The organism is Aminobacter niigataensis (genome assembly GCF_014200015.1).
GTDB lineage: Bacteria > Pseudomonadota > Alphaproteobacteria > Rhizobiales > Rhizobiaceae > Aminobacter > Aminobacter niigataensis.
Window position 1 is genome coordinate 1082179 of record NZ_JACHOT010000001.1, and the last position, 19767, is coordinate 1101945.

The window sequence follows — 19767 nt, forward strand, 5'->3', positions numbered from 1 at the left end:
AGCGCGGGCCCTGCAGCGGGCACGCGGCTTTGACCCGCGAACTGGTCTGCCTATTTCCAGACCTGCCGCGCCAAGCGCAGGAAATTCCCGCCCAGGACACCGCGCACGGTCTCGTCGGCATGTCCGCGCCGGAGAAGGATCTCGGTCATCTCGGCAAGCTGCGCAGGCTCGGCATAGACGGTGGGTGTCGTGCCGTATCCCTCGCTCAGCGGCCAGAACTGAGGATTTGCCGCCAGAATCTCCTGGATACCCGCCATGTCCACCGGGAAAGCGTAGTCGAGGCCTATGCCGACATGAGCCGGTCCGGCGACGTCGAGCAGATATTCGACGTGGTCGGCCAGGCTGTCGGAACTGGCCTTGTCGTCGCCCAGGAATTTGCTGAGACCGACGATGCCGACGATGCCGCCCGTCTTGGCGCATGCCCTGATCTGGTCGTCGGTGATATTGCGGCCGTGGCCACACAGCGCCTTGGGATTGGAATGCGAAAAGATGACCGGTCGGTCGGAATACTCCATCACGTCCATGGTGGTGCGGTGGCCGCAGTGGGTCACATCGACGAACATGCCGAGACGGTTCATCTCGTCGATCACCTGCCGGCCGAAAGCTGTCAGGCCACTGTCGTCGTCGTGGCAGCCACCGCCGGCCAGATTGTTGCGATTGTAGGCGAACAGCATCTGGCGGACACCGAGGTGATGGTAGAACTCGACCATCTCGATGCGGCCGTCGAGTGCGTTCATGCCCTCGAGGTCGAAGGTGATGGCGAGCTTGCCCTGCGCCTTGGCCTGCAGTGCCTCGTCGGCGCTTGTCACCAGCGTGTAGTACTCGGGATGGGCGTTGATCCAACGACGGAAAGCAGCCAGCGTCCTGACCGTGTCCTGCCACGACATCAGGTCGAAGCCGACATCGATGGACAGATAGTTGACGCCGGCGTCGCGCCATATCTGGAGATTGTTCAGGTCAGCAACCGGGTCGGGCATGAAGCCGGAATGGGTGTCCCAGACAAGGGCGTCGGCATAGAGCTTCCTGGCCCGTTCGCTGATGGTTATCTCAGTCATGATCTCTCCAATTCCATGGCCGCGCCGGGCACCTGGGTGACGACGCGGCGTCCGTCCAAAACACGTTCCAACCAGCCTATTTCCATTTCGGGCACCGACCTGAGCAGCAGGTCGGTGTAGTCGTCGAAGGGGGGCGACAGCACCGCAGACTTGACGCCTTCGCGCACCACCTTGCCGCGATGCATGACCGCGACACGGTCGGCAATGGCGCGAACGATGGCGATGTCGTGGGTGATGAACAGGTAAGAAACCGCCGTCTCCTCCTGCAGGCGCAGCAGGAGCTTCAAGATGCCCTCGGCCACCAGCGGATCGAGCGCCGAGGTCGGCTCGTCGCACAGGATCAGCTCAGGCTTGGCGGCAAGCGCGCGCGCTATGGCGATGCGCTGTTTCTGGCCGCCCGACAGCTCGGCTGGAAAGCGATCGAGGAACTGCGGTCCCATCTCGATCTGGTCGAGCAGTTCCTTGACCCGCTCGGTCTTGGCCTTGCCACGCATGCCGAAATAAAGCGTCAGCGGACGACCGACGATGTCGCGGATCTTCTGCCGCGGGTTCATCGCCGTATCCGCCATCTGGTAAATCATCTGGATGCGCCGCAACTGCTCACGTGAGCGGTCCTTGCGTGCGGGCGGCAACGCTGCACCGTTGAACGAGACCGCCCCTGCCTTCGGTTGCAGGAGGCCTGTTATGACGCGGGCAAGCGTGGATTTGCCCGAACCGGATTCGCCGACGACGGCAAGCGTCTGCCCCTTGGGCAGGATCAGGGAAACATCGTGCAGGACATCCATCGCCGAGTAGCCGGCGGTCATCCCCGCGACGCGCAGCTGTGCGTCGTCCGAGGGTAGCGCCTCCTGCCGCATGGTCTGGCGGATGCTGACCAAGGCTTTGGTGTAGTCTTCACGCGGCGCTTCGATGATCTGCCGCGTCGAGCCGTATTCCACCGTCTTGCCATGGCGCAGCACCATGATGTCGTCGGAAATCTGCGCCACCACGGCAAGATCATGCGTGATGTAGAGCGCTGCCGTCTGCGTCTCGACAATGGCATGCTTGATCGCGGCGAGAACCTCGATCTGGGTGGTGACATCAAGTGCCGTGGTCGGCTCGTCGAAAACGATGAGCTCCGGGTTCGCGCACAGCGCCATGGCGGTCATGGCCCGCTGGAGTTGGCCACCGGAGACCTGGTGCGGGAAACGTTCGCCGAAGGTATCTGGGTCGGGCAGCCCGAGAATGCCGAAGAGGTAGGCCGCCCGCTTCGTCGCCTCCGCCCGCGTCATGATGCCGTGGCGGATGCTCGCCTCGATCACCTGGCGCCCGAGCTTGTGGGCAGGATTGAATGCGGCGGCCGCCGACTGCGCGACATAGGCAACGCGCGCGCCGCGAACGGCACGGATGCCGCGCAAGCCAAGCTTGGCGATGTCCTGTCCGTCGAGCAGGATCTGCCCGCCCTCTATGCGCACCCCGCCCCTGCCATAAGCCAGGGCCGACAGCCCGATCGTCGACTTGCCGGCACCCGACTCGCCAATGAGACCGAGTACCCTGCCCTTGCCGACGTCGAAGGAAACATCATCGACCAGCACCAGATTGGTCGCAGTGCCATCGGGCTGGCGCGCGGTGACCTCGATACGCAAGTTCTTGACGGACAGCATCTCAGGCATTGTCGCGCGCGCCCTTCAGGCTGGACGTGGTGTTGATCAGCCAGTCGACGACGAGGTTCACGCAGACGACCAGGAAGGCGATCGCGGCACCCGGCGTGAGCGACGCCGAAACACCGAAGATGATGCCGTCCTTGTTGTCCTTGACCATGCCGCCCCAGTCGGCAATCGGCGGCTGGATGCCGAGCCCCAGGAACGAGAGCGTCGACAAGAACAGGATCGAGAAGGCGAAACGCAGACCGAACTCGCCAAGCAGCGGCGCCAGCGTGTTGGGCAGGATCTCGCGGAAGATGATCCAGAGCTTGCCCTCGCCGCGCAGCCATGCGGCCTCGACGAAATCCATGACGCTGACATCGAGGGCGACGGCGCGGCCGACACGGTAGACCCGCGTCGAGTCGATGACGGCCATGACGACGATCAGGATCCAGATGTTCTGTGGCAGCACCGCAAGCACGACCAGCGCCAGGATGAGCGCGGGGACGGACATCAGGAGATCGTTCAGCCGCGACAGCAGCTGGTCGACCACGCCGCCGGAGACCACCGCGGTGAAGCTCAGGAACATGCCTATGGAAAACGAGATCACCGTTGCCGACAGTGCCACAAAAAGCGTTGCCCGCGCGCCGTAGATCAGCCGCGACAGCAGATCGCGTCCAAGGTTATCGGTGCCGAGCAAGAAGTCGCCGCCCATCGGCGCCCAGACTTCGCCGACAATGGCGCTTTCATCATAGGGCGCGATGACAGGAGCGAAGATCGCGCAGGCGAAGACAAGCAATATGCCCGCAAGGCCGATCCGCGCGCTCATTGGCATTGATCGCAATGTCATCGTGGATGCCTCAGTCGCGGATTGGCCAGGATCGAGACGATGTCGGCGACCATGTTCAACACGATGTACAAGGCAGCGAAGATCAGCCCGCAGCCCTGGACGACAGGCATGTCGCGCATCGTCACGGCGTCCACCATGTATTGGCCGATGCCGGGGTAGACGAACACCACCTCGACGACGACCACACCGACGACGAGCGCGGCAAGATTGAGCGCAATCACCGTGACGACCGGCGCTATCGCATTGGGCGCGGCGTGCTCGGCAATGATGCGCAACGCCGAAAGCCCCTTGAGTTCGGCGGTCTCGACATAGGGCGAAGACATGACGTTCATGATCGCCGAGCGGGTCATGCGCATCATGTGCGCCAGCACCACGATCACAAGTGTCATCACCGGAAGGGCTATCGTCGCAAGCCGCTCGCCAAGACCCATGCCGTCATAGACGGTGGCCGGAAAGGAAGCGACGCCCAGCTGGACGGTGAAGAACTGGATCAGCAGGTAGCCGATGAAGAATTCGGGCAGCGAGATCGCGGCCAAAGACAGGATGCTGATGACCTTGTCGGGGATGCGATTGCGGTAGAGCACCGCGACCATGCCAAGTGCCAGTGCCAACGGGATCGCGATGAGTGCTGCAACGCCGGCAAGCAGTAGCGAATTGCCAAGCCGCTTCCATATCTGGTCGCCGACCGAGTTGCGATTGGACCAGGAGGTACCGAAGTCGCCCTGGGCGATGCCGCCGAGCCAACTGAGATAGCGCTCGGTCATCGGGCGATCGAGATCGAGCTCCTCGCGGATGTTGGCGATGGCCTGCGGGGTGGCATCCTGCCCGAGATAGGTCGATGCGAAATCGCCCGGCAAGGCCTCGACGCCGCCGAAGATCAGCATCGATGCCGCGATCAGCAAGCCGAAGCCAAGGAGAATGCGGCGCACGACCATTTGGCCGAGCGAATTGCGCAGTAGCGTCTGCCGGGCAGACGCTAATGGCTTGCTTGATACCGGCTCTTCGAGCGACGATGTCATCGTGCGCCCATGCCCTGCGGGCACGCAATCGATGTCGTATCCCTATCGACACAGAAGTCTCTCAAGCCACCCTCCCCGTCTCGGCCGCGAAGTTACAGGCGCAAGCCCGACCCTCGTCATTGGCGGTTTCGTTGTTCCCAGAAACCGAAAGCTAGCGGCACTGTTCACACATGTCTAGTACGATCAGCGCCAAACACGCCGCTTTGTGCAATTGGGGAAGTTGCGCCTACTGCAGCTGCGAAACCGAGCGTGCCTCGTGCACTCCATTCCAGGCTGGCAGGGCTGCCGCAATCTCGGCCTCGCTAGCGTAGGAATCGCGCGCAAAGCGGTCGAGGCGGAACCGCGTCGTGTCAACAAAAGGCTTCTGGCCGAGCACCAGTTCGGCGGAAAGACGGCCAAGGCCGGGGCCGTGGCTGACCCCCGTTTCGTTGTCGCCGCCGACCGCCACGACGTTCGTCGTGCCCGGCACGTGACCGACGATCAAGCCACTGTCCGGGGTGTAGCAGGGCACGCCCTGGGCCCAGCTCGATACCTTCGAACCGCGGAGTGGCGGGAAGATTTTCTGCAGCCTTGCCAACTCGTCGTCGTCCATCGCCTGCATCAGATCGACATTGCGCGGCTGGCCGGGTTCGATCCAGTCGTCGCCCGACTTGTAGTAGGGCTGGTAGTGGCGACCGGTGCCCCACATGACCGCGCCAAAGCTCTCGCGCAACCAAAGGCGCAGTTCGCGGCATTGCACCGTCGGCAGCGTGGACGGAAGCCCTCGCCCGTCAGTGACGATGCGCGTGGCCATGACCCTGAGCAGCGGCAGACGCCAACCGAGCCCCTTGAGCACTTCGTTGTTCCAGGCACCGGCGGCGACGACGACGCCATCGGCTTCGAACTCGCCCTTGTCGGTCTCGATCTTCACATGACTCCCGGCATCGTGAATGCCGGTGACTGCCGTTCCATTGCGGAACACGCCGCCCATCCTGACGATCTCGTCGACCATGACGCCGGTCGCAAGCCTGGTGTCGAGTTGAATGCCATGCGGATTGAAGGCGCCGGAATGCACCTGGGTCGCGTCGATCAGGCCCCTGGTCTTCTCGCCGATCTGCTTGGCGCTCAGATCCTGCATTTCCGCTGGCGCGTAAGGCGAATCCAGGACGGGGCGAACGAAGCGCTCTCGCCCCGCCTCGGTCAGCGCCATCATCAACGTGCCGTTCGGGCGATAGCCGATCTCGACGCCGAGATCATGGATCGCGCGATAGAAGTCGAGACCGTATTGCTGAAGCTGCAGGCCCTCCTCGCCAAGCGGGAACATGCCCGCGGACCAATGGGAGACAAACCCGGCACCCGCACCCGTTGTTGCCGCGGCCGGTTCGCGCGCTTCGATGACGGTCACCTGCCGCGCTCCCGCCTTCAGCAGGTGGAAGGCTGTCGAGCAGCCGATGATGCCGGCGCCAATGACGGCGATGCGCTTGCCTGCGAACCCCACTTCGGCTGAACCTGTCGTTGTAGCCAATGCTTTTCCTCCTCTGTCGCTGCGCCTAGCTAGTTGGTCGGACGCACATATTTGCCAAGCCACCACAGGATGCGGGCGGCACTATCGAGATATTCCGGGTAGCTGCGGATGCTGTGACCGGCATTCGGATAGATGATGAGCGAACTTGGCGCGCCGGACCTGATTGCCGCAAAATGGCACTCCTCGGCCTGGCCGACCGGCGTGCTCCTGTCGAGCGCGCCCGCCATGACCAGTGTCGGAACCGTCGCCTTGTGCTTGAAGAAGGCAGGGCTACGCGAAAAATAGGCACCGTCGGCTGCCCACGGCGACGACTCGAGCATGATCTCGTCGAATTCGGGGATCTGCGACGTCCGATGCTGGCTATACCAGTCGCCCACGGGCGAAATCGGTATCGCGGCAGCGAAGCGATCGCTTTGCGATGGCAGCCAGGCGGACATGAAGCCGCCATAGCTGGTGCCGGTAACGGCGATCCGCTTGTCGTCAGCCCAGCCCTTGGCGACAAGCGCCTCGATGCCGCTGGTAATGTCGAGCGCGTCGGCACCACCCATGTCGCCCTTGACCGCGCGGGCAAAGGCATCGCCCCTGCCCGTGCTTCCCCTGGGGTTGGGTAAGAAGACCGTCCATCCTTGGCTGACCAGGATGGGAGCGGCGCGCATCCTTGCCATCCAGCGGTTGCGGTGCGCCGAGATCGGTCCGCCATGGATGTCGACCAGAAGCGGCGTAGGGCTTGTCGCGCCATGGGGCCGCACGACCCACCCCTGGATTTCCAACCCGTCCGGCGCGCTCCAACTGACAGGTTCGATCAGCCCGCAGCGCGACATCGCCTCTTGTGCCTGGGGCGCTGCGAACGATGCCACCTCGCGAATGGCGCCAGAGACCACTTCGGCAAGGAACGGCGGGCGCGAATAGGACTCGGCAACGAACAGGCTGCCGCTCGCTCCGATCGGATATGAACTCGGGACCCATTCGCCATTGGTAAGGTCGCTGGACGACCAGCTTTCGGTGGCGACGGATTGTTCGAGGTCGTAGTCGCCTGTCGCGGTTTGGTGGCCGCGCGCACCCGTGAAATGGATGACTGTCGGCGAGCGCCATTCGATGGACGTCACGTCGATGCCCAGCGTATCAGGTGTTTCGACCTTGCCGGTTTTCAGATCGAAGATGGACAACAGGCCGGAAACCAAGCCCCGGTCGCTGCAAAATGCCTCGATGAAGGCCACGCTGCCACCGTCCGCAGCGCCCCTGACACAGCCAAGCTGGTCGGCAGGTGTATGGACTGTCGTCACGGCTCCCGAACTCGCATCGACAAGCGAAAGACGCGCCTCGTACCAACTGCCTTCGCTATGACGATCACTTGATATGGCGGCAATCATACCACTGCCGCACCAGCTGGCTTCCCACACATTCAGCGGCGGCGTGGTGAGACGCTGCGGCCCGTCGTTGCCGTCCCACGTCCAGATGGTGCGCCAGAGTTCGTCACCGTGTTCAGAGCGCACCTCTGGAAGCCATGCCGGGCCGTTGGATTGCACCTTCTGGCTATAGCCGCCGTGGATGCCGGCAAGGTCTGCAGCCGCTCCAGCAACGACCACAAGCAAAGACGCGCCATCCGGCGACCAGTCGATCTGCTCGATACGTCCCGGCACTGCTTGCGCATTTGAACAGCCGTCGCCCGACCATAGCTCGATACGGTCGGCCGCGGGTTCGTCGCCAGCGCATGCCACTGCCAAGGTTTGACCGTCGGGAGAAAGTCTGATCTGCCGTGTTTCGCGCTCATTGAGGCATTCGAGGTCGCCGCCGTCGCGACCCGTCCGGCAAAGCCTGCTGGTGACGCCCTCTTCCAGGGATTTCGCGAAGCTCTGTCCGATAAAATAGAAATGCATTGCATCCTCGTGGCCACACAAGGAACGCGCGCCGAATACGTGCCCGCCCGGCGCCAGCAGCGCGCCGTAGAATGTCTGTGTCGCCACATGTTCAGGCGACGAGCGAAAATCGCGGTCCATCAGGCTCCTCCACCAACGGCATCATTACCTTGGCAAGGGGCTCCTCCCCCTCGCCCGCAGAGGCTTTCGCTGCGTCAGCGTGGGCAACATTGCAGCCAATTCGCCGCCTGTCTAGACATATGTGTACTTTCGCGCCATGTCTGTGCGGAGAGGTCTCTGCAGCGACGTGGTGAGCGAACGCGCCTTGGTCCATGCGCCGGGCGGCGGCCCTGCTCAAAATAGTCGATGCGAAGAGCCGACAGTTGCTCGTATAACGATGAAAATAATAGGGGGATCGCCAGTGCCACCATCGCAAAGCAAGGGGCCGGAACAGATAGCGGCTCATCAGGTCGACAGCGTTGGCGACAGCTCGTCGAGGACCAGCAAGAACGACTGGCTCAATCTGGCTATCAATACGCTGATCGATGACGGGATCGACGAGGTCAAGATCCAGGTGATGGCCAAGAAACTCGACGTCTCGCGCTCGAGTTTCTACTGGTTCTTCAAGAGCCTGCAGGACCTTCACGACCAGCTCCTGCAGAACTGGCTGCAAAACAACACGACCCCGATCATCGAACACGCAATGCGCCCTGCCCCCACCATCAACCGGGCCATTCTGAACGTCTTCGAGTGCTGGGTGGACGAGCGCCTATTCGACCCAAAACTGGATATCGCCGTGCGATTGTGGGCGCGACGCGAACCGGCTGTCCGTACGGTGGTCCATGAAGCGGACAGGCGGCGCGTCGATGCCATCAAGGCGATGTATCTGCGCTACGGTTATGATGACGAGAACGCGTTTATCCGCGCCCGCGTGCTCTACTACATGCAGATCGGCCACTTCACGCTCGATTTGGGCGAAACCCTGGACGCCAGGGTCTCGCATGTTCCGGCCTACCTGCTCGCCTTCAGCGGGCAAGAACCGGAGCCGGAGGACGTGCGGTTGTTCGACGCTTTCGCGGCACGCTTCGCCGTTTCCGACCCAAGTGCGGAAGTGCCCTGAGGGTCAGGCTTCCGCGCTTGCGATATTGCCGCCGACCGTTGCCACCCAGCTCCAGAAATAGGCGGCAAGGCTACGATCGACATGAATGCGAATCCTCTCGCCGTGGCGGTAGACGACGGCATTGATACCCGCAAACGAGATGGCCGCCGAAGCGCTCCCCTTGCCTGGATCAAGCGTGGTTGCACGCGCGACAAGTTCGGCTGCGGCAGCGCCTTCGATCTCGAATATCAGCATCCCAGCGCTCACCGTGCTCACGGCGAAACCTTGTTCGTGCCAGCCCTGAGCGACGGTGGACGGAAGGGCAGACACGACCAGCAGCCGGTCGCGCGCGACCTGAACCGTGTAGGTATCGCCCATTGCCTGCCCGAATGCGCCCACCGGCTGCAGGGCTATGCCCCATGCCTTGCTCCAGGTCGCGAGATCGCCGCTGACGAGAAACTGGTTCAGGCCGGACACCGAACGGATCGCAAAGCTGGGCGTATCGATCACAGCCGTCTGCCAATCCGGCATGGCTGTCCATTTTTCGGCGAGATTACGCATTGAGCCGTTCTCCTGAAGGATCGAAGGCGCAAGGGCCGGTGATCGTCGCGCGCCTCACCATGCCGAGATGCTGGATGTCGATCGTCTCGCCATGGCGCGCGGCTCCGCGTTCGATCAGGCCAAGTGCTACCGGCCGCGCCAGCGTCGGGCTGTGATAGCTCGAGGTCACGAAACCCTGGCTCCGGAGCTTGCCGCCCTCGCGCGAGATACCATGCGCGCCGGTCGCCAGCGGCTCTTCGCCTCGGGCAACAGCAAGGCCAACCAGCTGTTGCCGGCTGTCAGGCATGGCCACCTCGGTGAACAGCGAGCGGCGGCCGACATATTCGCTCTTGCGTTTGGCACGCGGCCCATCGACGCCGAGGTCGTGCGGCAAGGTGGTGCCGTCGGTGTCCTTGCCGATAACGATGTACCCCTTTTCTGCCCGCAGGATCATCAAGGCCTCAAGCCCGATGGTGACCGCATCGAATGCCTTGCCGGCCTCGTGCATCCGCGCCCACAGGCGCTCCGCCCGGTCGGCGCGTATCGACACCTCGTAGCTGCGGTCGCCGGTGAAGCTGACGCGGGCGACACGAACCGGTTCGGTCTCGAACATGCCCTCGCCTATCGCCATGTGCGGAAGGTCCGTATCGTCCAGCGACAGGCCGAGATTCAGTGCCACGAGCAAATTCTTGGCGTTCGGCCCGGAAACGGTCAGCGTCGCCATCTCGGAGGTGGCATTGTGAATGTAGACCGCATCGCGGCCGAAGCGGTCCTGTCGCCATTCCTCCAGCCGGGCATGAACAGCTGCGACATGCGAACTCGAGCAGGAGACGACAAAGCGGTGCTCGTCCAGCCGCACCAGAATGCCGTCGTCGAAGACAACGCCATTTTCCGACAGCATGAAACCGTAGCGGCAGCGGCCGGGCTTCAGCGTCGACATGGTATTGTAGTAGATGAAATCGACAAATTCCGCAGCCTTCGGGCCCATCACCTCGATCTTGCCGAGCGTCGAGCCATCGAACAGCGCCACCGACTGGCGGGCACGCCGCGCCTCGTCCTGGATCGCCCGGTCGGCATCCGCGCCTCCATAATGGGCGGGCCGCAGCCAGCCGCCATATTCCTGGAAGACAGCGCCTTGGGCGCGATGGACATTTTCAAGCGGCAAACGGCGCACCGGCGACATCAGCTCGCCGCCACGCGCGCCGGCAAAGCTTGCCAGCGGCACCGGCGTGAAAGGCGGGCGGTAGGTGGTGGTGCCGACCTCGGGGACGGTTCGCCCGGTGGCGGCGCCCATCAATGCCAGTCCAGCTAGGTTCGACGTCTTGCCCTGGTCGGTCGCCATGCCAAGCGTGGTGTAGCGCTTGAGGTGCTCGACCGAGATGAAGTTTTCGCGGGCAGCGAGTTCTACGTCCTTGGCGGTGACGTCGTTCTGATAGTCGATCCAGACGCGGCCCCTGGCACCGGGGATCGGCCAGGCAGCAAGGATGCCACCCGTCGCTTCCACGCCCGTGCTGCGCGGCGCGGGCGACGTGGTCGCGCCCGGCATTGCCTTGGCGGCACCTTCGAATACGCCAGACAGGGAAACTGCACCTGCCGCCGCGCCGACGACAGCCATGCCCTCGACAGGATCGCCCGGCAGGAAGGCAGCTTGCGCCTCGCTCCAGACGAGTTTGCCCCTAGCCTGGCAGAACAGATGGATGGTCGGCGTCCAGCCGCCGGAAACCGCAACGCAATCTGCTTCAAGCACCGTGCCGTCGTCCAGCACGGCGCCCTCGACGCGCACTTTTCCGCGCGCCGCAGCGACGAGGCGACCGGCCATCCGGCTCACACCCTCAGGCGCTGCAGGAGCCCCGTCCTTCCGGCTATCGACCAGGGTTACATCGGCACCGGCTTCAGCCAGGGCGCCGGCGACCTCGTAGGCGCTGTCGTTGTTGGTGGCGACGATGATGCGCCGGCCGACGAGCACGGCAAAGCGCCTGAGATAGATCAACGCCGCATCAGCCGACATGATGCCCGGCAAATCGTTGTTGGCGAAAGGCAATGGGCGCTCGATGGCGCCGGTCGCCAGCACGATCCGGCGCGGCCTGACCCGCCAAAGCGTATCGGGCCTGCCGTCGACGTGACGCTGGTTCAGCCCGACGAGATTGTGGTCGTAAATACCGAAGGCAGTGGTCGACGGCAGGACAATGTGCCCAGCGGCGGAAAGTTCGGCGATCGTCTCGGCGACCCAGGCAGCGTCCGGCTTGCCGTCGATTTCGCCGGTGCGATGGTTGAGCGATCCGCCAGGCTCGCGCTGGCCATCAACCAGAATGACGGACTGCCCCGCGCCAGCTGCGAGCTTTGCCGCTGCCAAGCCTGCAGGCCCGGCACCGACCACAAGCACGTCGCAATGACGGTTGATCTGGTCGGCCGGACCGGACGATTGCCATCCCGTATCGACCTCGCCCAACCCCGCGACCGCGCGGATGCGCGGCTCGAACAGATGCCAATCCGGCCACATGAAGGTCTTGTAGTAGAAGGCGGCGGGAATGAAGCGCGAGAAGCGGTCGATGAAGGCATTGCGGTCGGCAGCAGCGTTCGGCGACGCATTGACGCTCTTGGCGATCATGCCTTCGAGCACGAACTCGGTGGTGGCGCGGGTGTTTGGTGTGGTGGCGACACTGCCGCTGATGTCGACCAGCGCGTTCGGCTCTTCGACGCCGGCGCCCCAGATGCCACGCGGACGGTGGTACTTGAAGCTGCGGCCGACCACGGCAACGTCGCTGGCAAGCAGGGCGGAGGCGATGGTGTCGCCTTCAAAGCCCTGCAGCTTGCGTCCGTCGAAGCTGAACGAGACCGGGCGGGAGCGGTCGATGGCGCTGCCGCCGGAAGACAGGCGCGTGGCGGTCATTGGGCGTGCCCCGCGCCGTCAAGCGATGTCGAGGACAGGACCTGATGGCTGACACTGTCGCGCTCCATGACAAAGAATTCGCCGCAGTTCATGTGCACCCAGACCTCGCGGACCGCGCCCTTGGGATTGTCGCGCATGTAGAGATAATTTGCCCAGCGATCGGCGGGGGCGTCAGCGCCGTCGGGCCGCAGGTTTCCGGCTTCGCCGCCGAAATGGAATTCGGTCTCGTCGCGAGCGCCGCAGAACGGGCAGTGAAAAAGCTGCATGGTTTACTCCAGGTCGACGACCTAATGCGCGATGCCGGAACCGGCAGCCTCGTCCAGCAAGCGGCCGGTGACGAAGCGATCCAGATCGAAGGGGCGGCTGATATCGTGATGCTTGCCGGTCGCCAGCAGATGCGCGAGCAAAGTGCCGCCGGCCGGAATGGCCTTGAAGCCGCCTGTGCCCCATCCGCAATTGAGGAACAGACCAGGCAACGGCGACTCGCCGATGATCGGCGAAGAGTCCGGCACGACATCGACGATGCCGGCCCATTGCCGCATCAGCTTGAGCTGGCCGAAGGCCGGAAACATTTCGAGCAGGCCTGAAATGACACCCTCGAGCGTCGGCAGATTGCCGCGCTGGCCATAGGATGGAACCCGGTCGAGCGCGCCGCCGATGACGATCTCGCCCTTGTCGGACTGGCTGACGTAAACGCCGGTGCCTGGCGACAGAACAACCGTATCGAGGATCGGCTTGATCGGTTCGGAGACGCAGGCCTGAAGGGCATAAGAATTGATCGGCAGGCGTAAACCCGCCTTGGCAGAAAGCACCGAGGAATGGCCTGCCACCGCCATACCGATGCGGTCGGTGCGAATGGTACCGCGCGAGGTCTGCACGCCGCGACAGCGGCCGCCCTCGACGATGAAGTCGGTGACCTCGCAGTTCTGGATGATGTCGACGCCGAGCGCGCTTGCAGCACGCGCATATCCCCAGGCCACTGCGTCGTGACGAGCCGTGCCCGCCCTACCCTGCCAGACGCCGCCGAACACCGGAAAACGTGCGTCTGGCGCAAAGTTGAGAACGGGCGCGACGCGGCGCACATCGTCCACTGAAAACATCTCGGCATCGACGCCGTTGATCTGCATCGCATTGACGGTGCGCGCGCCGATCTCCATCTCGCCGGTACTGTGGCACAGGAACACCATGCCGCGCTTCGAGAGCATGACGTTGTAGTTCAGTTCCTTCGACAGCCCCTCATAGAGCCGGTGCGCCAGGCCGTAGATCGCCACGCTCTCGGGATAATAATAGTTGGAGCGCACGACCGTCGTGTTGCGGCCGGTGTTGCCGCCGCCGATCCAGCCCTTTTCAAGCACGGCAACGTTGGTGACGCCGTGGCTCCTGGCGAGATAATAGGCCGTCGCGAGCCCATGTCCGCCGCCCCCGATGACCACCGCGTCATAGATCTTCTTCGGTTCGGGCGAGCGCCAGGCGGGCTGCCAGCCCTTCTGGCCGGCCAAACCTTCCTTGATCAGCGATAGCGCGGAGTAGCGGCGGGTCATTGAACCATTCCTGGAAACTTCCGTCTTGTGCCCGATGTGGATGATGCGAAGCTTACATCCGCATCCGGAGGCCCTGCGGATCATAGACAGAGGGCTGGACAACGCGGGCTGTACGCTCGACGCCGACAATATGGACCCTCAGCTCGGTGCCGACCTCGGCCAGTTCCCTGTCGACCAGCGCCAAAGCGAGGCTCTTACCGACGGTGTGGCCATATCCGCCAGAGGTGACGAAGCCAACCAGCCTGCCATCGTGCCAGACAGGCTCATAGCCGCTGGCATCGGCATCCATTGCATCCACTTCCAGTGTCGCCAACGCGCGTCCAGCGGTCGCCACCCTTTCAGCCAGTGCCGCCTGTCTGCCGATGAAATCCTTGTCGAAATCGATCCAGCGATCCATGCCGGTTTCGCCAGGCGTGTAGTCCTGCGTGAATTCGCGCGACCAGATGCCAAAACCTTTTTCCAGGCGCAGCGCGTTGACGGCGTTGAAGCCGTATTCGGTGATGCCGAGATCCCGGCCTGCCTCAAGCAGTGTGCGCCGCAGCGTGGCGTGTTCGTTGGCCCTGCAGTGGATTTCGAAACCGAGCTCGCCGACGACCGAGAGGCGCCCGACCTTGGCACGGATGAGGCCGACATCCAGGCTGCGGCAGCCGAGGAACCCGAAGGCCCCGTGCGACACGTCCTCATGCGTGACGCGCTCCAGCACCTTGCGTGCATTCGGACCGGCAAGCGAAAAGCCAACGACATCGTCGGAAATGTCACGCACCGCGATGCCTTCAGCGAGGTGCTGTTCAAACCAGCGCATATGCCACTGGCGCAGATAGTAAGACCCCATGATCCACCAGGTGCCATCGCCCCAGTTGAACACGGTAAGGTCGCCCTTGAGCTTGCCGTTTTCACCCAGCATCGGCGCCAGCCTAGCGCGACCGGGTGCAGGCAGCTTGCACGCGAGCAGGCGATCGAGCCAGGCTTCGGCGCTCGGCCCCTTTACCTCGTAGCGGGAGAAGGCTGAGATATCGAGCAGGCCGACGCCGGCACGCACCTTGCGGCATTCCTCGCCGATGAGATCAAAGGCATTGGAACGCTTCAGCGTCGGCGTTTCGACAAAAGCCTCTGGCGCGAAATAGAGCGGCACCTCCATGCCCCACGAACTGCCCCAGTGCGCACCCGCAGCGGTCATTGCGTCATGTGCGCCTGAGGTCTTGAGCTTGCGCCCCGCCGGCAGTTGTTCGTTGGGATAGCTCATGACGAAGCGGCGCGAATAGAACTGGCCGGTGGTCTGCTTGATGTATTCGCGGTTGGAGGCGAAGTCGCCGTAGCGGGCGATGTCCATGCCGAACACGTCGGCCTGCGGTTCGCCATGGATCATCCACTCGGCCAGGGACTTGCCGACGCCGCCGCCCTGCAGGAAGCCCGCCATCACGCCGCATGCGACCCAGTAGTTCGGCACGCCGCGAACCGGACCGACCAGAGGATTGCCGTCAGGCGAGAAGGTGAAGGCGCCGTTGACCCAGCGCTTGATGCCGGCTGTATCGAGACACGGATAGCGGCTGAAGCCGAGCGTCAGTTCGTCTGATATGCGGTCAGTGTCTTCCTGGATCAGTTCGATGCCGTAGTCCCACGGCGCGCCGTCCATGTTCCAGTGCTTGTGGTCGATCTCGTAGATGCCGAGCAGCAGCCCCTTTTGCTCCTGGCGCATATAGGTGAAGCCTTCGAGGTCGACGATGAGCGGCAGCTCCTTGTCGAGCGCCTGGATTTCGGGGATCGCCTCGGTGACCAGATAATGATGCTCCATCGGCGAGACCGGCAGGTCGATGCCGACCATGCGACCCACCTGCTTGGCCCACAGGCCGGCGGCATTCACGACATGCTCGGCGACAATGGTGCCTTTCTCGGTAACCACGTCCCATTGGCCGTCGGCGCGGCGGTTGAGCTCGAGCACGCGGTTGTGCTCGACAATCTCGGCGCCGCGCAGCTTTGCCGCCTTGGCATAGGCATGGACCGTTCCGGACGGATCGATATGGCCTTCGCGGGCCGCGTAAAGACCACCGAGCATGCCGTCCGTGTTGAGGATGGGGCACTGCTTCTTGATCTCGTCGACACCGATCAGGTGGACATCGTCGATGCCCATGGTCTGGAAGACGCGGTAGGACGCCTGCAGCCATTCCCAACGATCGGGGGCGGACGCCACCGAAATACCGCCGGTCATATGCATGCCGATGTTCTGGCCGGATTCCTTCTCGATCTCGGAGAGAAGGTCGATCGTATAGGACTGCAGGGCTGCGATATTGGGATCTGCGTTGAGCGCATGGAAGCCGCCTGCGGCATGCCAGCTCGACCCGGCCGTCAGCACGTCGCGCTCGATCAGCACGACGTCGGTCCAGCCGTATTTCGCCAGGTGATAAAGCACCGAGGCACCGACCACGCCTCCGCCAATCACGACTGCCCTGTAGTTGGATTTCATCGGTATCCTCCCCCTGTTGCGAGAAGGATTACCGACTATGGACACATATGTCTAGACCCTCGATGCGGCGGGAATGGAACGATATTGCCAACCTTGTTCGCGGGGTGGCACATGCTGCATGGGATCGCGCTGCACGAAGCGCAGATCGCCACATAGCCGCGCTCTGCTGGCAACGTCACATATCGGCGAGGATCATCTCCGACGCCTTTTCGGCGATCATGATGACGGGCGAGTTGGTGTTACCCGAAACGATCGCCGGCATGATCGACGCGTCGACGACGCGCAGGCCGGCAAGGCCGTGGACCCTCAGCCGCGCATCGACGACCGACATGGCGTCACTGCCCATCCTGCAAGTTCCGACGGGGTGGAAGATCGTCGTGGCGATGTCGCCGACCTTTGTCAGCAAGTCGGCGTCGCTGGCCACCGCTGGGCCGGGCAAGATCTCCTCCGGCGCAAAACGCTCGATCGCCTTGGCCGACATCAGCCGGCGGACGTGGCGGATGGAGGCTATGGCAACCGCGCGGTCGTTGTCGGTCGACAGGTAGTTGGGGCGGATGGCTGCCGGCGTCCGAGGATCGGCCGAAAGGGCATGCACCGTGCCCCGGCTTTCCGGCCTGAGGTTGCACACAGAAACCGTGACCGCCGGGAAGCGGTGCAGCGGCTCACCGAGCCTGTCGGTGCTGAGCGGCTGGACGTGGTATTCGAGGTCGGGCGTTGCGAGCCGCGGGTCGCTGCGGGCGAAGATGCCGAGTTGGCTCGGCGCCATCGACAGCGGGCCGGAGCGCTTGAGCGCATATTCGATGCCCATGCCGGCCCGGCTGAAAAGGTTGTGGTAGCGCTGGTTCAGCGTCGCGGCGTTCCTGACCTTGAATACGGTGCGGATCTGCAGGTGGTCCTGGAGGTTTTCGCCTACGCCGTCGAGCCGGTGGGCGACATCGATGCCGAGCCCGAAGAGCACATCCGGCCGGCCGATGCCCGACAGCTCCAGGATCTTGGGCGAGTTGATCGCGCCGGCGGCCAGGATTGTCTCCCCCGCCCCTGCCTCATGCAATTTACCGTCCAGCCGGAAGACGACGCCACGCACCTGCCGCCCCTCGATCACCAGCCGCTCTGTCTCGGCACCAGTGACGACACGCAGGTTCGGCCGCTTGAGGATAGGCCGCAGGAAAGCCTTGGAAGTGTTCCAGCGCACGCCCTTCCGCTGGTTGACTTCGAAATAGCCCGAGCCCTCGTTGGTGCCCTGGTTGAAGTCGTCTGTGCGCGGGACGCCGATCTCTTCGGCCGCATCGCGGAAGGCGTCCAGGATCGGCCAGGACAGCCGCTGGCGCTCGACCCGCCATTCGCCGCCGGCGCCATGCCCGGCGGAGGCACCACCATGATAGTCCTCCGACTTGAGGAAATAGGGCAGCACGTCGTCCCAGCCCCAGCCGACATTGCCGGCCTGGCGCCAGCCGTCATAGTCGGCAGCCTGGCCGCGCATGTAGATCATGCCATTGATCGACGAGCAGCCGCCCAACACCTTGCCTCTGGGATAGTTGAGCACGCGCCCGTTCAGGCCCGGCTCGGCCTCGGTCTTCATCAGCCAGTCGGTGCGCGGATTGCCCATGCAGTAGAGGTAGCCGATCGGGATATCGATCCAGTGATAGCGGTCGCTGCCGCCGGCCTCGAGCAGCAACACCCGGTTTTTCGGATTGGCGGACAGGCGGTTGGCCAGCACGCAGCCGGCCGAGCCGGCGCCGACCACGACGAAGTCATACGTCCCGAAATCGCTTGCCGTCGTCATGCCTCGACCTGTTCGCTCGCCATGCTTTGCCACAACGGGCCCATCGCCTTGTTGATCTCGCCATAGAGCCGGTAGCGCCGTCCATAGGCCAGCGCGACCTCGCAATTGGGCGTATATCGGCGCGCCGCAGCTGTCATCGCGGACGCCCCTTCGGCAAAATCCTTGAAAAGGCCGACACCCGTGGCGGCAGCAATCGCAGCACCCAACGCCCCGGTCTCGCGGCTGCGCGCCACCGTTACCGGGAGGGAGAGCACGTCAGCGAAGATCTGCGGCCAGATGGCGCTGCGCGAACCGCCGCCCGACAGCACGACCTCATCGACGACAGCACCGGCATCACGCAGCGTCTCGACATGGCGCCGGTGCTCGAACACCACGCCCTCGAACAGCGCCCGCAACAGATGGGCGCGGCCGTGCCAGCCGGCGATGCCGTAGAAGCCGGCACGCGACTGGCCGTTGGTCTGGGCACCGTAGAGATAGGGATGATAGATCGGCACATCGCCTGTCGGATCGACCGAGGCGACCAGATCGCCACAGAGTTCGAAGGGCGAGCGGCCGGACTCGGGCGCATGCTCGAAGAACTCGCGCACTATCCATTCGAGATTAGCGGCGGAAGTAGCGCTGGATTCGATCGCCAGATAGCGCTCGGGATCGTAGGTCGAGACCATGAAGATCTTGGGATCGCGGATCGGCTCGTCTGTGATGACCTGGTTGATGCTCCAGGTGCCAGCGATGATCGAGGCGGCTCCCGTGCGGGTGACGCCCGAGCCAATGGCGCTGGCGACGACGTCGAACAGGCCGGCGATGACCGGCGTGCCCGCAGCCAGGCCGGTCAGGCCGGCAACATCCGACGAAATGCGGCCTGCGATTTCGGCGGATTCCAGAACCGGCGGCAGCAACTGTGCAGCGTCCCCGAGGCCGTAGGCTGCGAGAAGACCGCCGTCATAACGACGGGCCGGCATGGTGAGCAGGCCGCAACCGGACATGTCCGACGTGTCGGTCGAGCGCGCGCCGGTCAGCCGGTTGACGACAAAATCCTTGCACAGGAACACCGTGCCTATGCGTCCATGGAGAGCCGGATCATGGCGCTTCAGCCAGGCCAGCAGCGTCGGCGTCTGCGCTGCCCACGGCTTCTGCAGGCAAAGGGGATAGGTGCGATCACCGACGCCTTGCTTCTGCCATTCGTCGACCAGCCCGCTTGCACGCGTATCGAGCGACTGGATGCCGATCAGCGGTTCGCCGTCACGGTCTAGCGCGTAAAGCCCGTTGCCATGGCCGGCGCAGCCGACGGCCAGGACGTCACCGGCATCGACGCCGGCACGTTCGATGCACTGACCGATGACCTCGACGGCATTGCGCCACAGTTCACCCAGGTCACGTTCGACATGGCCAGGCTTCGGCATGGACGACCGGCCATCCTTGGCGGCGAGCGCTAACTCGCGGCCTTCGAGGTCGAAGAGTACGGCCTTGATGACGGTGTTGCCGGCATCGAGGCCAAGAATGTATTCTCCCATAAGCCCCTCCCAAGGCGCTGGAGCCTATCCCATTCC

The 19767-nt window shown here is 63.7% G+C and carries 14 protein-coding genes; 1 reads left to right on the forward strand and 13 read right to left on the reverse strand.

What is annotated here, in order from left to right; all coding sequences use genetic code 11:
- Positions 1-50: 50 nt before the first annotated feature.
- The 6 genes from GGQ99_RS05390 to GGQ99_RS05415 form a co-directional block, all read right to left on the reverse strand.
- Positions 51-1055: a dipeptidase gene (locus GGQ99_RS05390; protein ID WP_183261202.1), complete on the reverse strand. Its 1005-nt coding sequence runs from the start codon at positions 1053-1055 to the stop codon at positions 51-53.
- Positions 1052-2707 carry an ABC transporter ATP-binding protein gene (locus tag GGQ99_RS05395; protein ID WP_183261204.1) on the reverse strand — a complete coding sequence of 552 codons (1656 nt, stop codon included), beginning with the start codon at positions 2705-2707 and terminating at the stop codon, positions 1052-1054. Before GGQ99_RS05395 ends, GGQ99_RS05390 begins: the two co-directional genes overlap by 4 nt.
- On the reverse strand, positions 2700-3527 hold the full coding sequence (locus GGQ99_RS05400; protein ID WP_108608150.1) for an ABC transporter permease: 828 nt from the start codon (positions 3525-3527) through the stop codon (positions 2700-2702). The genes GGQ99_RS05395 and GGQ99_RS05400 overlap by 8 nt, the downstream gene beginning before the upstream one ends.
- On the reverse strand, positions 3524-4546 hold the full coding sequence (locus tag GGQ99_RS05405) for an ABC transporter permease (protein WP_183261207.1): 1023 nt from the start codon (positions 4544-4546) through the stop codon (positions 3524-3526). The genes GGQ99_RS05400 and GGQ99_RS05405 overlap by 4 nt, the downstream gene beginning before the upstream one ends.
- A 226-nt stretch (positions 4547-4772) precedes the next feature.
- The gene (locus GGQ99_RS05410) at positions 4773-6050 is read right to left on the reverse strand and encodes an NAD(P)/FAD-dependent oxidoreductase (RefSeq protein WP_210307740.1); all 1278 of its coding nucleotides are present in this window, start codon (positions 6048-6050) and stop codon (positions 4773-4775) included.
- 29 nt (positions 6051-6079) lie between these two features.
- Positions 6080-8047, reverse strand: a complete 1968-nt coding sequence (locus tag GGQ99_RS05415) for an alpha/beta hydrolase family protein (protein WP_183261210.1) — start codon at positions 8045-8047, stop codon at positions 6080-6082.
- Positions 8048-8216: 169 nt separating this feature from the next.
- On the opposite strand from GGQ99_RS05415, the gene GGQ99_RS05420 reads away from it, so the two are divergent.
- Positions 8217-9026 carry a TetR/AcrR family transcriptional regulator gene (locus tag GGQ99_RS05420; protein WP_343061690.1) on the forward strand — a complete coding sequence of 270 codons (810 nt, stop codon included), beginning with the start codon at positions 8217-8219 and terminating at the stop codon, positions 9024-9026.
- Between the two features lie 3 nt (positions 9027-9029).
- Here the strand turns inward: GGQ99_RS05420 and GGQ99_RS05425 are convergent, their stop codons facing one another.
- From GGQ99_RS05425 to GGQ99_RS05455, 7 genes are all read right to left on the reverse strand, one after another.
- Positions 9030-9566 carry a sarcosine oxidase subunit gamma family protein gene (locus GGQ99_RS05425; protein ID WP_183261212.1) on the reverse strand — a complete coding sequence of 179 codons (537 nt, stop codon included), beginning with the start codon at positions 9564-9566 and terminating at the stop codon, positions 9030-9032.
- The gene (locus GGQ99_RS05430; protein ID WP_183261214.1) at positions 9559-12435 is read right to left on the reverse strand and encodes a sarcosine oxidase subunit alpha family protein; all 2877 of its coding nucleotides are present in this window, start codon (positions 12433-12435) and stop codon (positions 9559-9561) included. The genes GGQ99_RS05425 and GGQ99_RS05430 overlap by 8 nt, the downstream gene beginning before the upstream one ends.
- Positions 12432-12701, reverse strand: a complete 270-nt coding sequence (locus GGQ99_RS05435; protein ID WP_183261216.1) for a sarcosine oxidase subunit delta — start codon at positions 12699-12701, stop codon at positions 12432-12434. Before GGQ99_RS05435 ends, GGQ99_RS05430 begins: the two co-directional genes overlap by 4 nt.
- Positions 12702-12722: 21 nt before the next feature.
- Positions 12723-13976: a sarcosine oxidase subunit beta family protein gene (locus GGQ99_RS05440; protein WP_183261218.1), complete on the reverse strand. Its 1254-nt coding sequence runs from the start codon at positions 13974-13976 to the stop codon at positions 12723-12725.
- Between the two features lie 52 nt (positions 13977-14028).
- Positions 14029-16437: a GcvT family protein gene (locus GGQ99_RS05445; protein ID WP_183261220.1), complete on the reverse strand. Its 2409-nt coding sequence runs from the start codon at positions 16435-16437 to the stop codon at positions 14029-14031.
- A 175-nt stretch (positions 16438-16612) separates the two neighbouring features.
- Positions 16613-18220 (reverse strand): GMC family oxidoreductase, encoded by a 1608-nt coding sequence (locus GGQ99_RS05450; protein ID WP_183261222.1) that lies wholly within the window; start codon positions 18218-18220, stop codon positions 16613-16615.
- Complete coding sequence (locus GGQ99_RS05455; RefSeq protein ID WP_183261224.1) at positions 18217-19731, reverse strand: FGGY-family carbohydrate kinase; 1515 nt, start codon at positions 19729-19731, stop codon at positions 18217-18219. The genes GGQ99_RS05450 and GGQ99_RS05455 overlap by 4 nt, the downstream gene beginning before the upstream one ends.
- Between the last annotated feature and the right edge of the window lie 36 nt (positions 19732-19767).

Bases quoted from the DNA above. Each gene is read 5' to 3' on its own strand.
- GGQ99_RS05415 (WP_183261210.1), bottom strand. From the start codon at position 8,047: ATGGACCGCGATTTTCGCTCGTCGCCTGAACATGTGGCGACACAGACA.
- GGQ99_RS05400 (WP_108608150.1), bottom strand. From the start codon at position 3,527: ATGACATTGCGATCAATGCCAATGAGCGCGCGGATCGGCCTTGCGGGC.
- GGQ99_RS05450 (WP_183261222.1), bottom strand. From the start codon at position 18,220: ATGACGACGGCAAGCGATTTCGGGACGTATGACTTCGTCGTGGTCGGC.
- GGQ99_RS05395 (WP_183261204.1), bottom strand. From the start codon at position 2,707: ATGCCTGAGATGCTGTCCGTCAAGAACTTGCGTATCGAGGTCACCGCG.
- GGQ99_RS05405 (WP_183261207.1), bottom strand. From the start codon at position 4,546: ATGACATCGTCGCTCGAAGAGCCGGTATCAAGCAAGCCATTAGCGTCT.
- GGQ99_RS05455 (WP_183261224.1), bottom strand. From the start codon at position 19,731: ATGGGAGAATACATTCTTGGCCTCGATGCCGGCAACACCGTCATCAAG.
- GGQ99_RS05430 (WP_183261214.1), bottom strand. From the start codon at position 12,435: ATGACCGCCACGCGCCTGTCTTCCGGCGGCAGCGCCATCGACCGCTCC.
- GGQ99_RS05390 (WP_183261202.1), bottom strand. From the start codon at position 1,055: ATGACTGAGATAACCATCAGCGAACGGGCCAGGAAGCTCTATGCCGAC.
- GGQ99_RS05435 (WP_183261216.1), bottom strand. From the start codon at position 12,701: ATGCAGCTTTTTCACTGCCCGTTCTGCGGCGCTCGCGACGAGACCGAA.
- GGQ99_RS05425 (WP_183261212.1), bottom strand. From the start codon at position 9,566: ATGCGTAATCTCGCCGAAAAATGGACAGCCATGCCGGATTGGCAGACG.
- GGQ99_RS05440 (WP_183261218.1), bottom strand. From the start codon at position 13,976: ATGACCCGCCGCTACTCCGCGCTATCGCTGATCAAGGAAGGTTTGGCC.
- GGQ99_RS05445 (WP_183261220.1), bottom strand. From the start codon at position 16,437: ATGAAATCCAACTACAGGGCAGTCGTGATTGGCGGAGGCGTGGTCGGT.